Annotated in this window: 15 protein-coding genes; 12 read left to right on the top strand and 3 right to left on the bottom strand. The window is 53.5% G+C overall.

Annotated features, from left to right (window positions below):
* The first annotated feature begins 124 nt into the window (after window positions 1-124).
* Window positions 125-1,645 (top strand): M23 family metallopeptidase, encoded by a 1,521-nt coding sequence (locus SBI19_RS09865; protein ID WP_317967514.1) that lies wholly within the window; start codon window positions 125-127, stop codon window positions 1,643-1,645.
* Window positions 1,646-1,929: 284 nt separating this feature from the next.
* Here the strand turns inward: SBI19_RS09865 and SBI19_RS09860 are convergent, their stop codons facing one another.
* Entirely contained in the window at window positions 1,930-2,124 is a 195-nt protein-coding gene (locus SBI19_RS09860; RefSeq protein ID WP_317967512.1) for a hypothetical protein, read from the bottom strand.
* 227 nt (window positions 2,125-2,351) lie between these two features.
* Between SBI19_RS09860 and yycF the strand changes: the two genes are divergently transcribed.
* The 5 genes from yycF (at window position 2,352) to SBI19_RS09835 (ending at window position 8,225) form a co-directional block, all read left to right on the top strand.
* Window positions 2,352-3,128 (top strand): response regulator YycF, encoded by a 777-nt coding sequence (yycF, locus tag SBI19_RS09855; RefSeq protein ID WP_317967510.1) that lies wholly within the window; start codon window positions 2,352-2,354, stop codon window positions 3,126-3,128.
* The gene (gene walK, locus SBI19_RS09850; protein ID WP_317967508.1) at window positions 3,125-4,954 is read left to right on the top strand and encodes a cell wall metabolism sensor histidine kinase WalK; all 1,830 of its coding nucleotides are present in this window, start codon (window positions 3,125-3,127) and stop codon (window positions 4,952-4,954) included. Before yycF ends, walK begins: the two co-directional genes overlap by 4 nt.
* Complete coding sequence (locus SBI19_RS09845; RefSeq protein WP_317967506.1) at window positions 4,951-6,438, top strand: YycH family regulatory protein; 1,488 nt, start codon at window positions 4,951-4,953, stop codon at window positions 6,436-6,438. The genes walK and SBI19_RS09845 overlap by 4 nt, the downstream gene beginning before the upstream one ends.
* Before the next feature lie 101 nt (window positions 6,439-6,539).
* Window positions 6,540-7,298 (top strand): two-component system regulatory protein YycI, encoded by a 759-nt coding sequence (gene yycI, locus SBI19_RS09840; RefSeq protein WP_317967504.1) that lies wholly within the window; start codon window positions 6,540-6,542, stop codon window positions 7,296-7,298.
* Window positions 7,299-7,418: 120 nt separating this feature from the next.
* Complete coding sequence (locus tag SBI19_RS09835; RefSeq protein ID WP_317967502.1) at window positions 7,419-8,225, top strand: MBL fold metallo-hydrolase; 807 nt, start codon at window positions 7,419-7,421, stop codon at window positions 8,223-8,225.
* Here the strand turns inward: SBI19_RS09835 and SBI19_RS09830 are convergent.
* Complete coding sequence (locus tag SBI19_RS09830) at window positions 8,194-8,415, bottom strand: hypothetical protein (RefSeq protein WP_317967500.1); 222 nt, start codon at window positions 8,413-8,415, stop codon at window positions 8,194-8,196. The genes SBI19_RS09835 and SBI19_RS09830 overlap by 32 nt on opposite strands.
* A gap of 418 nt (window positions 8,416-8,833) precedes the next feature.
* Between SBI19_RS09830 and SBI19_RS09825 the strand changes: the two genes are divergently transcribed.
* On the top strand, window positions 8,834-10,225 hold the full coding sequence (locus SBI19_RS09825) for a S1C family serine protease (protein WP_317967498.1): 1,392 nt from the start codon (window positions 8,834-8,836) through the stop codon (window positions 10,223-10,225).
* Window positions 10,226-10,386: 161 nt separating this feature from the next.
* Here SBI19_RS09825 and SBI19_RS09820 read toward each other — a convergent pair whose 3' ends face one another.
* A complete protein-coding gene (locus SBI19_RS09820) occupies window positions 10,387-11,241 on the bottom strand; it encodes a hypothetical protein (protein ID WP_317967496.1) in 855 nt (284 codons plus the stop codon).
* Window positions 11,242-11,425: 184 nt separating this feature from the next.
* Between SBI19_RS09820 and SBI19_RS09815 the strand changes: the two genes are divergently transcribed.
* The 5 genes from SBI19_RS09815 (at window position 11,426) to rlmH (ending at window position 15,886) form a co-directional block, all read left to right on the top strand.
* Window positions 11,426-12,163, top strand: coding sequence for a response regulator transcription factor (locus SBI19_RS09815; RefSeq protein WP_317967494.1), 738 nt, complete (start codon window positions 11,426-11,428; stop codon window positions 12,161-12,163).
* Between the two features lies 1 nt (window position 12,164).
* A complete protein-coding gene (locus tag SBI19_RS09810) occupies window positions 12,165-13,739 on the top strand; it encodes a sensor histidine kinase (RefSeq protein WP_317967492.1) in 1,575 nt (524 codons plus the stop codon).
* Window positions 13,740-13,825: 86 nt separating this feature from the next.
* Window positions 13,826-13,993, top strand: a complete 168-nt coding sequence (locus tag SBI19_RS09805; protein WP_317967490.1) for a CxxH/CxxC protein — start codon at window positions 13,826-13,828, stop codon at window positions 13,991-13,993.
* Between the two features lie 159 nt (window positions 13,994-14,152).
* The gene (locus SBI19_RS09800) at window positions 14,153-15,376 is read left to right on the top strand and encodes an MFS transporter (RefSeq protein WP_317967488.1); all 1,224 of its coding nucleotides are present in this window, start codon (window positions 14,153-14,155) and stop codon (window positions 15,374-15,376) included.
* A gap of 30 nt (window positions 15,377-15,406) precedes the next feature.
* Entirely contained in the window at window positions 15,407-15,886 is a 480-nt protein-coding gene (rlmH, locus tag SBI19_RS09795) for a 23S rRNA (pseudouridine(1915)-N(3))-methyltransferase RlmH (protein WP_317967486.1), read from the top strand.
* Window positions 15,887-15,919 lie beyond the last annotated feature (33 nt).

Raw genomic sequence — 15,919 nt, 5'->3', positions numbered from 1 at the left:
CTATGGTACAGTAAAGAGCGTAAACATTCCAAGCGAATGTTACGCTTTATTTGTTTTTAATTCCAAATATATCCAATCTATGCCAACGAGAGTATAAGAGGTTAGAAAAGAGAAGGAGATTGTCATGACCGTTAACAAGGATTCCAAGCCGGGCAATACCGGATTGCAAGCCGTATTACGGTTGTACCGGTATGTTCGGAAAGCAGCAGTATCGCTAGTTAGAGCCCCAGAGGGAGCATCCGGTAACCGATATCGCCGAGTCGCGTTGATTACGGCCGTGGTCGGTGTTGTTGGCGTGCTTGCAGTCGTAGGCGGCAAACAATACGTAGAGGCCAATACGGTAGATTACTATAATGTTAAGATGAACGACCAGCTGGTCGGCACAGTGGACAAGCCCGAGTCGGTAGAAGCTATGCTGCTCAGCAAGGCAGATGAAGTCAAGAAGGCTCACCCAGATGTGAATATGGTACTAGATACAGGCAAAGTGTCCTATGAGCCGGCAAGCGGCTATAAGGCAGAGCCGGAGACGGAAGCGACAATCGCGAAGCTGGAAGGTATGCTTACCTCCTATGCTACGGGCGTTGAAGTGAAGGTCAACGGTAAGGTTGTCGGCGTGGTGAAAGACCGTGAGACGGCCGATCGCATTATGGAGAAGGTAAAGAACAAGTTCACGCCACAGACCAAGGCGAAGTCGTCGGGGCAAGTAACGGCGCTCGCATACAGCGGTGATACGGACACAGGCTCGGATCGCAAGCTGAAGAAAGTCGAAATTATCGATGATATCGATAAGACAGCGGTCAATATTGACCCAACGAAGATCGTGGATGAGGCGACGCTGTATCAGAAACTCGTCGTTGGCAATCTTACAAGTACGAAATATACGGTCCGCGAAGGCGACTGTGTTGGTTGTATAGCAGATAGCATGAATATCTCGAAGCAAGTTATCTATGAGAATAACCCTTGGATCGTAGACGATCTGATCAAGGTCGGCGATGTGCTCGATCTGACGGTGAAGAAACCGGCAGTCACTGTTCGCACGGTGGAGAGCGTATCGGAGGTTGTGACGACTGACCCTCAGGTCGTGTATCGGACGAGTGCAAATATGCGCGTTGGCGAGTCGAAGGTGCTGCAGCAGGGCAGCGGCGGCAAGAAACGTCTGACGTACCGATTGACGAAGGACAACGGTTATCTGATGAGCGAAGAGCTGATCGGATACGAGGTGCTGAAGAAAGGTACACCGAAGATCGTTGTAAAAGGCACGAAGGTTGTACAAGGCGAAGGCTCGGGCGCATTCTCTTGGCCGATCAGCAGTCACACGCTGTCGAGCAGCTTCGGCAGACGTTGGGGCAAACTGCATGAAGGCATCGACTTGGTTGGCAGCAGCACGATTATGGCAGCCGATGATGGTGTCGTTGAATTCGCTGGACAGAAGAGCGGCTACGGCAATTGCGTTATCATCAATCATAAGAATGGTTACAAAACGTTGTACGGGCATATGAAGTCGATCTCTGTGAAGAAGGGCCAGATCCTGGAGAAGGGCGATAAGGTTGGCGTAATGGGCAATACGGGCCATTCGACCGGCACGCATCTTCACTTCGAGATTCAGAAGAACGGCGTCGTTCAGAACCCGCTCAAATATTTGTAAGACTCGTTAGCATCGCATAACCGGCAGAGCGCCGGCATGCGGTGCTTTTTTAATACGAATGGAAGTGTCAACGGGTGGAGGCAGAGCAAAGGACTATTCTGGGCGGAGTCAGCATGTATGGATTGGCGGGGGATAGTTGGCTGAAGGAGCGTTGGATGTGCGAGGCGAACGAGCATTCTTGCATCAGAACAGTAGGTTGGAGCACTTACTTATGGCAGAGGGCTGCGGACGGCGTGATTATCTGCGGGGATAGAGTTGAGTTTAGGAAAGGAATGCGAATGGGACTACACAGCGCTTTTGTCGAGGCCCATGGCATGCTGGGCGATGAGCACTGGCTTCGGTTGGACATCTTGTTGGTCACGGACGACGGGTCTTGCCGACAGCAGACTGCTGCTCTGGCTGAGTGCGGCTGCAAGTACGATGGCTGCGGCTGCGGTCTGGACGAGTCGGTTCTTCCGACGGCGATTCGTTCGGTTCATGAGGAAAGGTCACTCTCGCTTTCAATGGGTTAGATCATTTGTTTGACTGTGTTCATTGTAGAGCACAATGTTCAACAGAGTATGAAACGAATGTTAAATCTAGATTAGAATCGCCATCCAATTGTTTCTCCGATCATGAAAGAGTTTTCATTGGGACTGCAAGGGCGGGTATGGTAAAATGGAACTGTTAGACGTATGAGAAACTATTACGGGCGGGCGGTGAAGCCATGCACGGCAAAATATTAGTAGTTGACGATGAACAGCCGATTGCTGACATCTTGAAATTCAACCTCGAGAAGGAAGGCTACGAGGTCATCTGTGCTTTCGACGGCGGCGAGGCGGTACGTCTCGCTTATGAGGAGCGTCCGGATCTAATGCTGCTCGATTTGATGCTGCCAGTGAAGGATGGCATGGATGTATGCCGCGAAGTAAGAGCGAACCTTCAGCTGCCAATCATTATGCTGACGGCGAAGGATACGGAGCTCGACAAAGTGCTGGGCCTGGAGCTTGGCGCAGACGATTATGTGACGAAGCCGTTCAGCACGCGGGAGCTGCTGGCACGGGTGAAAGCACATTTGCGCAGGCAGAAGAAAGCAAGCGAAGCTGTGGCAGAAGCGCAGACGGCTGCTGCTGACGCGGCTGTTGCGAATGGGGCCGCCGAAGCGGAGCAGAGCAAGAATGGTCTGACGATTTTTAACTTGTTCATTGATACCGACATGTATGTCATCTATAAAGATAACGAACCACTCGACCTCACGCATCGGGAGTACGAGCTTGTCTATTACTTGGCACGCAACAGCGGCAAGGTGATGACACGCGAGCACCTGCTGCAGGCGGTATGGGGATTTGAATATTTCGGCGATGTGCGCACAGTCGATGTGACCGTACGTCGTATTAGAGAGAAAATCGAAGACGATCCGAGCCGACCGGAGTACATTCTGACGCGGCGCGGTCTTGGCTACCTGATGCGCAACCCCAAATCAGGCGGCTTCGGGTTTGCATGAACGGGATTCGGCTGTTCCGTACCGTTCAAGTTAAGCTGATTATTATCTATGTGCTGCTCATTCTTATTGCGATGCAGCTCATAGGTGTCTATTTCATTAGTACGGTCAAGAACTCGCTGACCGAGAGCTTCACAAGCAACCTGAAGGATCAGGCCAACCTGCTGTCCGAGATGGCGGTGCCGACCCTATCAGGCAAGGGAGTAAGCCGGGATGAGAAGACTTCGGATACAGCGGAGCTGAGCAACCTGGTGCGCAACCTGTTCTCCATTAGCGAAGCAGAGATTCAAGTGCTCGACAGCAGCGGCAAAGTTCTCGCGACTTCGGTAGCGTCGCATCAGTCGTACGTAGGCAAGAAGAACACGTCACTGGCGGTTACGCGCGCGCTGCAGTCGATTCGCGATAACGAAGAAGAAATTATCGATGAAGATAATGTTCGGAAGAAAATTATCGCCCAACCGGTCATCTATGAAGGCGGGCGAGTCATCGGCGCTGTCTATATTGTGGCGTCGATGAACGATCTGTACAACACGATGGATCGCGTCAACCGGATCTTCGTTACCGGTACGCTGCTCGCGCTTGGTCTGACAGGCGTGCTCGGCGTTCTGCTGGCGCACACGATTACGAGCCCGATCAAGACGCTGACGCGGTCCGCCGCAGCCATTGCTGAGGGTCGGTTCGATCAGCAAGTAAAGGTGCTCGGCGACGACGAGATCGGCCGATTGAGCGAAGCGTTCAACGATATGACGGATCGACTGCGCGAAGCGCTGTCGGTCAACGAAGAGGAGCGGGACAAGCTCGCGTCTGTCCTTGCGAATATGAGTGACGGTGTCGTGGCTGCCGACCAGAGCGGTCATGTCATCGTCTCTAACCGTCGCGCGCTTGAGCTGCTGGAAGTAGCGGAGTGCGAAGGCGAGCCGCTGACGAAGCTTCTTGGCCTATCGCATGACGATATGATCGAGCTGCAGAAGAGCGGCGGTTCGCGCTTGCTGCATCAAGAGAGCGAGGATGGCGAATGGCTGCTGCGTGTAACGTTCACGCCTGTACATCGCCGCGATAAGGGAACAACGAGTACGATCGTCATTCTTGAGGATGTAACCGAGCAGGAGAAGCTGGAGCAGTCACGCCGCGAGTTCGTCGCGAACGTATCGCATGAGCTGCGCACGCCGCTGACGACAATCAAGAGTTATGCCGAGGCGCTGGACGAAGGCGCGCTTGACGAGCGCCAGCTGGCGGATCGTTTCGTTAACGTTATTCGCAACGAGACGGAACGGATGATTCGTCTCGTGACCGATCTGCTGCATCTGTCGCGATTCGATTCGAATCAGGCGCCGCTGCGGCGGAGTGCGACGAATTTGCCTGATCTGCTCGAGGAAGCGGCGGACCGATTTGCTTTCCAGATGAATCAGAAAGAGATTCAATCCGAGGTGCGCATCGAGGACGGCGTTGGGTACGTCTGGCTCGATCGCGACGGCATCGACCAAGTACTTGATAATCTGCTATCCAATGCAATCAAATATACGCAGGGCGGCGGCAGCATTGTGCTGAGCGTTCGCAGGCCGGATGCACATTCGGTGTCCATCAGCGTCAAGGACGCCGGCATAGGTATTCCGAAGAAGGACATGGGACGCATCTTCGATCGGTTCTATCGGGTCGATAAGGCGCGTTCGCGCAATATGGGCGGTACCGGACTAGGACTTTCTATTGCCCGGGAAATCGTCCGTGCCCACGGCGGGAGTATCTCGCTCGACTCCGAACTGAATGTAGGAACGACGGTAACGTTCACGCTGCCGACGCCTGACATCCGGGAAGGAGGCGAATCGTCATGATCGAGAAGCTGAAGACGGTTATTCTGAGCGTGCTCATTGTGCTTAGTCTGCTGCAGAGCTACTGGCTCGCTTACAGCATGCCGGGTCTCGCAGCGAGAGTCCGCACCGGCATCGATTACGTGAATACGGAGCAGATGGGGCCGGTGGAGCAGATCGAGAACGTTATTTTTCCCGAGTCGATCGTGCTTCATATGGGGCAGTCCCAGCATACGGTGCTGTACCCGCCGACGAACTTCTATGATCTCGTGTTCCGCAAGATTCAAGCGGTCGGTTTCAAGAGCTTCACGCGTTATGCGAAGTCGAGCTATGACTGGAATCAGATCCGCGACAAGAAGAAGGGCGTCGAGCTCCGATTCGACGGTGTCCCGGTAGCGCTGCTCGGCAAGCTGATGAAGCTGGAGGGCGACCTGCTGTTCACGGCGGATCGAATCGATCGGATCTGGATCTACATGGACGAGGATACCGAATTGGTTCACGCGTTCTTGATCAGCTCCGACGGCCGTACCGTCTATGAAGCATCCCGTACCGATATTACGGCGCGCGATGTGGAGGAATATATCGGATTCGGTCAGTACGGGACATCGTATAAGCCGGATGGCGATATTTATTTGCCGGAGATATCGATCGAGGCGGTCGAGGCAGTCGTCGGCTACAAAACGTACACGGCGGAGCAAATGCAGCGCAGCCTGTTCGCTGATCCAGGTACGACGAGGACGCTGGAGAACTTGAATGGCGCATTGATCTTTACGGATGGCAAGCGTGGTCTGCAGATTGAGCAGAATGGCAAATGGGCGAGCTATACGAACCCGGCCGCTCCGCAGACAACGCAGAATGATACAACGGAGAACGTACTCGCTTCGCTGCAATTTATTAATGAGCATGGCGGCTGGGACGGCATGCATCGGTATGTGCCAGTGAACTCGACAACGGATACGGCTGGCGATGATGGGCGGATGGTATTGTTCCAACAGTATTATGGGGCCTATCCGATCGTATCGGACGAGTTGTACAAATTCGGCTATATGCAGTTGCTGCTTCAGCAGGGAATTGTAATGGAGTATGAGCGTTCGCTTATGACGCTGGACAGCGTTGCGCAGCTGAAGACGACGCGCTGGCTGCCAGGCGGAGAGCTTCTAAGGTCGACGCTGCAGGCGATGGACCGCAGAAGCGAGATTCGATCCGTGTACCCTGCCGTACGAGTCAACCCATCGTCGGACGGGCAGAGTCTATCGCTTGAACCTGTCTGGGCAGCTCGTTATGCCGACGGCACACAACGTATCGTTATGAGCGCACAGCCGGCCGGTTATGATGGTGTGGCTGAACGTCACCAATGGCAGCTGGAACAACAACAGAAGAATACAACCGCAAGCACGGACAAAGGGAATAGCGGAGCCGGCGTGACGGGCGGCAGCGGCCGCTCGAATACGTCGGTGAGCGGCTTGTCCGATCTGGAGGACAAGACGGCAGCGGTGGAGACGCCTTAAGGAGGCCAATCCATGCTGCCTAACGTTAAACGGACGTTGAACTTAAGGCGGAAGGTTTGATCATCAGCAATGGGCGCTTCTCAAGTCGGAGGTGACTGCGCATGGATTGGAGCCGCGCGAAGAGCGTGCTCATACTGGCTTTTCTCTTACTGAATGTCGTACTCGGCTATCAGCTGTGGGAGAACGTTAGTGAACGGTTGAATACAGGCCAGAAGCTGGGCGATCTGGACGCGGACACGCTCCGAATGATGAAGGAGCGGGGCATTGGGCTCGCGACATCCGCGAGCATTCCGTCGGAAACGCCGGAGATGCGTGATTTGACCTATCGGTTCAAAAGCACGGGCTTAGCGGAAGAGGTCAAGCTGGACAAGCCGGTGGACAGCCGGATTATTTTCGACGAGAAGGAACTGCTTGCTCAGCTGGGCGGCGTCATTCCTGATCTGGCGGAATATCAGTACGACCAGCTGGCTAGTACGGACAACGTCTTCGTCCTCTACCGGATGGCGGGCGGACGGCCGATGTTCGATGTGAAGCTTGAGCTGTTCTATAGCAATCAGAATCAGAAAATTACAGCCTATCGTCAGACGCAGGTCGAGCTGGTTGATGCCGATGGGTCGGAGGCGCATGAAGTGCTTCCGGCTTCGAAGGCGATCGTGCCGCTCGTGGATAAGTATCTCGAGGAAGGCTCGGTTATTAAAGAAATATCGCTCGGCTATCATGGCCAGCTGTTCAACTCGGAGACCCAGTATGCGGCGCCGTCCTGGCGTGTGCTGCTGGAGAACGGCAAGCCGTTCTATGTCCATGCGATCAGTGCCGAGGTTGTGCAGGAGAAGGCCGAGGATGCAGCAGCTGAACATTAGCATTGGGGAATGCTAGTGGGTTACACCAACTAAGGAAGCAATTGGGCGTGGCCATTATGGCCAGCTGAGAGTAAGGTTAGGTTGTTAGGGGAACGTGGGAGAAGGGACGTAAGAGACGTTATGGGATTTCGATTTACGGTGTTATCCAGCGGGTCGACCGGCAATGCGACTGTCATCCAGAACGATGAGCATACGGTGCTCGTCGACGCGGGATTGAGCGCGAAGCGGATCGACCAGCTGCTGGCGGAGCGCGGGGTGTCAGGCCATAGCATTGATGCCCTGTTCGTGACGCATGAACATTCCGATCATATCAAGGGACTTGGCGCCGTAGCGCGCAAATACAATCTTCCGATCTTCGCTAACGCAGCGACTTGGGAAGCGATGGAGAAGCATGTCGGTACGATCGCGCCGGAGAAGCGGACGATTATGGAATCCGGCGAGACGGTTTCCTTCGGCAATATGCGGGTGACGTCCTATCCGATCTCGCATGATGCGGCTGAACCGGTCGGATATTGTTTTGCCGAGGATGGGTATAAGTTGAGTCTAGCAACAGACCTTGGTTATGTGAGCGATAAGGTGAGACAGGCGATTATCGATTCGGACGTGCTTGTGCTGGAATCGAATCATGATACGGAGATGCTCCGAATGGGACGTTATCCATGGAACATCAAGCGTCGCATTCTAAGCGATGTCGGGCACTTGTCCAACGTTGCGGCGGGCGAAGCGCTCTGCGAGCTGATGACGGATCGGACGAAGCGCGTCTATCTGGCGCATCTTAGTCTCGATCATAATGTTATGGAGCTGGCAAAGCTTACGATCAATGGTATTTTTGAGAACAACGGCATATTCTTTAAAAGAGATGAGGACCCATTGCGCGAAACGTACTATGACCGTGCTACCCCATGGGACGAAGTGAAGCGTCGATAAGCGTCTCCAGCTCGTCATCGAGCAAAGAGGTGCGATTCTCAAGCTCTTCACGGGTAATTAGCCCTCGCTCGACTAGTACATCTAGCAGGACGCCAACGGTTAATAGGATGCGATATTGGTCGCGTCTAAGATCGGCTACAGCGGCATTAAGCTGAACAAAGTCCCAAGCGGGAGATGATTTCTTAGTCATACGAGATTTCACTCCTTCATCTCTATCATTTCGTCTTGCAATCTATTATTATTGTAGTCGCAATTACCGAAAATATTCCTATAAGTATATGTTCAAAAAGTTCGGTTTTCAGCACCGAGAAGATTGCGAGAACCTGAATAGCTTATGCTTACGAAGCAGTTATTTGCTCGCAGGATGGTCATTCGAAGTATCGCAAATAACTTCAAGAGGAACGGAGTGTAGGCCAAACCTACATGATACAAGGTTTCCAGCGGAAACCTGCATCGGAAGCATAATCTCCGGACTCCGAAGGTGAACGCAAGCTTCGACGCCGAATATGCTTCCCGAATCACTTCGTGATCAAAAGCGGACTTTTTGAACAACCATTATAATGAAATTTGTCTTAATGCGCTGCGGTGTATTGAGAGGAGAGATAGATATGAGCTTGTTCGACGACGATTTCTATTCGAGCCGGGTATCCCGGCGGAAAAACCGCTGGATTCAAGAGGATCCGAAGCAGTCGAAGGTGCTGCGGAGCAGGTCCAATTGGTCGAACATGCGGGTGGCTGTGCTATCGTCAACGGTTAGCGCAGCGGCAGCGGTGCTCTTATTCGGCACGCTGTTCTATCACGGAGGCGACAGCTCAGAAAGAGAAGCGACAGCATCATCAGCTGTGACGGCGACACAGACGGCAGATCCTTACGAGAAGACGATTACGGCGGCGGCGAAGGTTCGCCCCATGGTCGTCAGTGTTATAAATGAGCAGTATGGGTTAGGCAGCTTCGATGGCGAGTCGGGCGAAGATACGGAAATGACCGATGATCAGCTGCAGCAAGCGGGCGTTGGTTCCGGCGTTATTTTCGATAAGAAGGATGGCAAGGCGCTCATCGTAACCAATTATCATGTTATTGCAGGTGCAGAACGGGTACAGGTTGCGATGATCGACGGCACTTCGCGCGTGGCGACCATTGTCGGCGGCGACCAGATTACGGACCTTGCCGTGCTCCAGATCGATGACAAGGGCATTGGCGATGTAGCCGAGTTCGGTCAATCGAGCAAGCTGCGCAACGGCGAATGGGTAATGGCAATCGGCAGCCCGCTCGGACTGGACGACTCACTGTCGATGGGCATCATCAGCAAGACGACGCGGGTCATTCCGGTGTCGCTTAACCAGGACGGCAACTATGACTGGGAGCAGGAGTTCATTCAGGTCGATACGTCGATTAACCAAGGCAACAGCGGCGGACCGCTAATCGATCTGGATGGTCACGTGATCGGCATTAACAGTATGAAGATTGCGGACCTGGGCGTTGAAGGCGTCGGCTTCGCTATTCCGATCGACAATGCCAAACCGATTATCGACAGCCTGATCAAATACGGCGTTGTGAAACGCCCTTATCTCGGCGTGTACACGCTGGATCTGGATCAGTATCTCGCGCAGCAGGCGCTTACGAAGCCGAAGGACAGCTTGGATGTTCCGAATTCGGGCGTAGATGGCAATGCAGTAGAGCCTCAGCAGGGCGCTGGCGAAGTTGCGGAAGGCAATTCGGCGGATGATGTTGTGGACGGCACAGGCATTATCATTCCGGATGAAGTAGAGGATGGCGTTATCGTTCTCGAGGCGGTTGGTCCATCGCAGGAAGCGGGTCTGCAGTTCAATGACCTGATCGTGAAGCTCGATAAGACGCCGATCGGCAGCACGATGGAGCTCCGCAAATATCTTTATGAACATAAGAAGATCGGGGATTCGATCGAAATTACGTACTATCGCGACGGCGAGAAGCAGACGGCAAAGCTGCAGTTGTCGGAGAAGAGTAAGGACGACGAGTAATCTAGAGGGGCGGGCGCCGAGAGGCGTCCGTTTTTTGTGTTAGGTGGAGAACAAATCGAAGAGAACCACGTGGATGGTGCAAAATTGGAGCCCCGTACGATGTTTCGATGAACAAGTAAGGGCTGCCCTCTAGGATGAGGTGCAGCCCTTCTTCATTCCGGTTATTCGCTCGCTTGTTCAAGCTCGGCGATCTGGATTTTGTATTGCTCCATCAGTTGTTTGAGTGCGTTCTTGATCGATTGAGCGTCCTTGCTCTCAGCGGCCTTGGCAAGTGCGATCTCCGCTTTGATGAATGTCAGGTCGGGGTCATAGGTCTGAACCGTTACGGTGCCGGCTTCTTGAGCAATGAGCGTCTCAACTGCTGGCTGCGCTTCAACGGCTTCGATGCGGTTGAGCGTAAAGCTGGCATCTTCCTTATCTATGATTGCAATGCTGACAGGCTGAAGGGTTGGCGCAGGGGCGGACTTGGTCGCTTTAACTTCTTCCGAAATCTTAACGGCTTTAGCGGTTTCGGCTGCTGAACCTTTCTTCGTCGATTTGATTACCTCTACAGTCTCGATTAATTTGGCATCAGATGCAACAGGTGCAGGAACGGTGGAGACCGTTTCAATAGCTTCAACAGCTTCATTGGCTGTGAGCGTGGCAGCTGGAGAATGCTTCTGTACCAATTTATCATACTGCGTTAACGTTGACTTCCACTCTTCCACCGTATCGGGTGCATACTTCTCGGCAAGCTCGACCGGTGAAGTGAAGCTTGTGATGACAGGAGCGGCCTGTGCAGATTTGGATGTTGTTGTTATCTTCACAGTGCCTTCAGTTGCTGCTGTCGTGACGCTAAGCTCTTTCCCTGAAACGGGTGCTGACTTGAGTTCGGAGACGGCAATGAGCCTAGGGGCTTCGGCGGTTGTGCTGCTGGTCGTGTTTGCACCGTCTGCGTTAGTCACCGAAGGGAAAGCAACAGCGGACAGCAGGAAAGTGGAGAGAGCGAAACGGCTGATTAGAACTTTGCTTTTCATAAGGGGGATGCACTCCATTCGTGTTTGGCTGATTGTCTTGCGTTATGACTATCACTTTATCGAACAACAATGGCAGCACGTTGGTGACTTTGTGGAAAAACGATGGCAGAGGCCATGTCGTGCCCGCCTGCTTGTTATACTTGAGGGAGTGTAAGACGCGGGTAGAAGGCTGGAGGGATCGATCATGAACGCTAGCGAATACTGCATTGCTGTCGTCGACGATGACATGAATATAAGGGAATTGGTTGAGATTTACCTGCTGCGCGAGGGGTTCTGCACGATTGGCCTCGGCAGCGGCGAAGAAGCGTGGGAGCTGTGGAAGACAAGCCCGCCCGACTTATGGGTGCTCGATATTATGCTGCCAGGCATCGATGGTTACGAGCTGTGCCGACGAATACGGGCTGAAGCAGAAGTGCCGATTATGATGATTTCTGCGCGAGACACAGAAGTGGACAAAATCCTTGGGATCGAGCTCGGCGGTGACGACTATCTGGTGAAGCCGTTCAGTCCCCGCGAGCTGGTAGCTCGGATTAAACGGCAGCTTCAGCGTTGGTACGGAAGCACTCGCCGTTCGGAGGGGCAGGCATCGGAGCGGGACGAGGACCAATTTACTGGGCAGACGAGCCGTATCGAGCTTAATGAACTGGAGTTGGTCTCGGAGGAGCGGCGTGTGTTCTGGTCAGGCGAGGAGATTGACATGACGTATAAGGAATTCGAGATGCTGAAGGTGCTTGCCGAACATCCGAATCGTGCGTTCACGCGAGAGGAGCTGCTGACGCTCGTATGGGGCGAAGACTATTATGGCAGCGACCGGGCGGTCGATCATCTGATCAAGCGCATCCGGAAGAAGATCGAGCATCTGCCTGTTGAAGCGGTGTGGGGTCATGGCTACCGGATGAGAAGCGAAGGGAGCGCGATCTAGGATGAAGCTCGTGCATCAAATTAATTTGGCATTCGGTGCAGCGCTCATTGCCGTGCTGGTGGTAACCGGAGTGCTCATTCACTATGTGCTGCTCGATCATTTCATCGGGACGCAGAAAGCGGATATGAAATCGTATGGCAGTGCGCTTGCCGCAACGATGAGCAGCAAGGCGACGACGAATGCAGGAGTAACGAATGCTGGAACGGTCGCTTCGGGGAATAAACAGAATTCGCCAACGGGGAAGGATACAGAAGCTGCGGCTGAGGGACAATCTTTTAAGAAGGCAGAAACTTCGTCATCGGATCGGACTGAAGCGCAGGAGATCAAGAAGGAACAGGCAACGGTGGTGGCAGAGACGGTCTCGAGCACGCCTGAACTTGTTGCAAGTACGCAAGCAACGATTCCATCAGCAGCCGCAGCAATTGAGGTCATCTTTACGGACAATGAGGGAAATGTGCTGCAGAATGAAAAAGCGAAGGAAACAAAGACGGTTGAAGAAGATACGACTACTGTAGGAACGACGACGTTGACGACTGCGGCTTCGGAGCTGGCCAGCGCGGAGCAGATGCAGAAGCTGTGGACCGGCAACAATTCCAACTACCTATATGAGGTCAATACGCTGCCGCAAGGAACACTAACCTTAGTAACGCCGATGAGCAAAATCAAAGAGATTGAGATGGCGCTGCTGAAGCGGCTGCTTATTATTTTCGTCATTTGCGGCTTGTTCATTCTGCTGTTGAGCCATCTGATCACGCGGAAGCTGGTGAAGCCGCTGATGCGGCTGAAGGACGAGCTGAGTAAAATCAAAGCGCGTCAATTCTCTTCGGTGAACCTCGTGCAGACGGGCGGGGAGATCGGAGCAGTGGCGCAGACGGTATATGAAATGGCTGGCGAGCTGGATCGATCGAGCCGGGTACAGAAGCAATTTTTCCAGAATGCGTCCCATGAATTGAAGTCGCCCTTAATGTCGATCGTCGGCTATTCGGAGGGAATCCGGGATGGCGTGTTCGAGGGAGAGGCGATGCGCAGAGGGCTGGATATCATCATCGGCGAGAGCGGGCGGCTGAAGAAAATCGTGACCGAGATGACGCTGCTGGCTAAGCTGGACGGAGAAGAGGATATCTATCACCCTGCACCTGTGGAGATGACGGAGCTGTTAACGGAGACGGTGGAACGGGTCAACCCGGCAGCGGTAAAGCGCGGTGTGAAGGTTCAAGTGGCAGAAGGCGGGACGGGTGGGCTGGTTGTTCACGCAGATCGGGATAAACTGCTGCAGGCGCTGCTTAATGTGGCGACGAATGCGGTGAGGCATGCGGATACTGAGGTACGGATTCAGACGACTGTACGGGATGGACAAGTGAAGGTGGAAGTGATGGATGACGGGCAAGGCATTGAGGAAGGGCTGCTGCCTTATCTGTTCCATCGGTTCGTGAAAGGCAAGGATGGGGAGACGGGACTTGGCCTCGCGATTGCGAGGGCGATTGTAGAGCGGTGCGGCGGATTTATTACCGCTGGCAATCGGGGCGAAGGCGGCGCAGTTGTCGCGATTGGACTGCCTCAAGTGTCGACAGGTTGAAAATAAGACAAGAGGATGGTTGTCGAGGCGATGGATACGGTATAATAGAATATAGACTTTACAGCAGAGAACGGAGTAATGAACCTATGTACTGTGTTTGCAAAGAACATGTAGAACTCGCACTCGATAAATTCGTCGATGAATATGAAGACGCACCCGATATGGTCAACCTGAAGGACACGGAGTTCTCGGACTGGGACCCGCCGCGCCAATGCGATATGTGTGAAGCGCCAGCTGTGTTCCTAGTGGTGTAGTTAGAACGGCATAAATTGATTTCAGTAAGTTAGCCACGTACGGTGAGAGCCGCGTGGCTTTTGTCATTGCGGTTGGATATGTCTATTCTTTTATTCGTTCATATCGTTAGAGGAGGATATTAGAATAGGGAATCATCGTGGGAGAAAGGACAACCATCCATGCTCGGACCGAATAAGTCTGCAATGAAACAACGTTATTTTCAATATTATTGGGCAGTCAAAGTGTTGTCTTCATCTTCATTCCAGATGCTCTCCGTTGCGATTGGCTGGCAAATGTACGAATTAACGCATGATGCATACAGTCTTGGTCTTGTCGGGCTGGCACAGTTCCTGCCGATTGTACTGTTAACGTTCGTCGTGGGCCATGTGGCGGACCGTTTCGATCGGCGTATCATTGTCGCTATATGCCAACTGACCGAAGGAGCGGTTGCTGTCCTGCTCTTGCTAGGAAGCATAGCAGGTTGGCTGGGAAGGGCAGAAATAATGGCGGCGGCAGCCGTTCTCGGTGCTTGCCGCGCATTCGAGGCCCCTTCGTTCACGGCATTGCTGCCGCAGCTGGTCTCGAAGGAGTTTCTGCAGCAGGCGATATCATGGTCCACCTCGGCGGGGCAAACAGCTCAGATTGTAGGACCTGCGCTTGGCGGGTTGCTCATATCGGCGGGACCAAGCTACGCATACTCGACATCGGCTATCGCTCTACTGGCTGCCGGAACGTTAACCCTGCTCATCCGCGTAGAGCAGAGGGCTCGTATTATCGAGAAAGCTACGCTTAGGTCTGTGTTCTCGGGCTTGGAGTTTATTTTCCGTCGACGGATCATTCTGGGTACGATCTCGCTCGACTTGTTCGCCGTATTGCTGGGCGGGGCGACGGCGCTTCTGCCGATCTTCGCTCGGGATATTCTGCACTCGGGTGCATGGGGGCTGGGTCTGCTGCGTACCGCTCCGGCTGTCGGCGCGTTGTTGATGTCGATCGTCATCGCCAAGTTCCCGCTGAAGCGTGCCGTTGGGCGTACGCTGTTCGGAGCGTTAGCTGTATTCGGTCTGGCAACGATGCTGTTTGCCGTCTCAACTAACTTGGCACTATCGTTATTCGCTTTGCTGTTGATTGGGGGATCCGACGTGGTGAGCGTAGTCATCCGATCATCGCTCGTACAGCTGCATACGCCGGATGAGATGCGAGGACGAGTAAATGCGGTAAACTCCTTGTTCATTGGAACGTCCAATCAGCTAGGGGAGTTCGAGTCAGGAACGTTGGCCGGTCTCATGGGTACCGTGCCAGCCGCATTCATAGGCGGAGTCGGGACGCTTGCGGTCGCTGGTTTATGGATGGTGCTGTTCCCTTCCCTTCGGAAGCTGCAGAGACTTACGGAAAGCAAGGTATAATGTACATATCCGATCGGAGGCAATAACGTCATGCATGTTCAGATTATTACAGTCGGCAAATTGAAGGAATCCTATCTGGTCAAAGGCATAGCCGAGTACGTCAAACGTATGGGTCCTTACGCCAAGATTACCTCTACCGAAGTCGCTGACGAGAAAGCACCTGAAATTCTTAGCGCCGCTGAAGAGCGCCAAGTCGTCACTAAGGAAGGCGAACGTATTCTGGCTCAGATTAAGGATGACGCCCATGTCATCGCCCTTGCAATCGGCGGCGAGCTCTGGTCGTCGGAGGAGCTTGCTGGTCACATGGACAAGCTCGCCACCTACGGGAAGAGCCATGTGGTCTTCGTCATCGGCGGCTCCTTGGGCTTGTCCGAAGCGGTGTTGAAGCGGGCCGACAAGAAGCTGAGCTTCGGCAGGCTGACTTATCCGCATCAGCTGATGCGGCTCATTCTGGTGGAGCAGATTTATCGGGCGTTCCGGATTAATCGGGGGGAACCTTATCACAAGTAGGGCCAAATTTTATTGCGAAGAGCCAGTTTTCTG

The organism is Paenibacillus sp. CCS19, assembly GCF_033239625.1.
Taxonomy (GTDB): domain Bacteria; phylum Bacillota; class Bacilli; order Paenibacillales; family Paenibacillaceae; genus Paenibacillus_T.
This window is presented reverse-complemented; position numbering and strand designations above follow the sequence as displayed.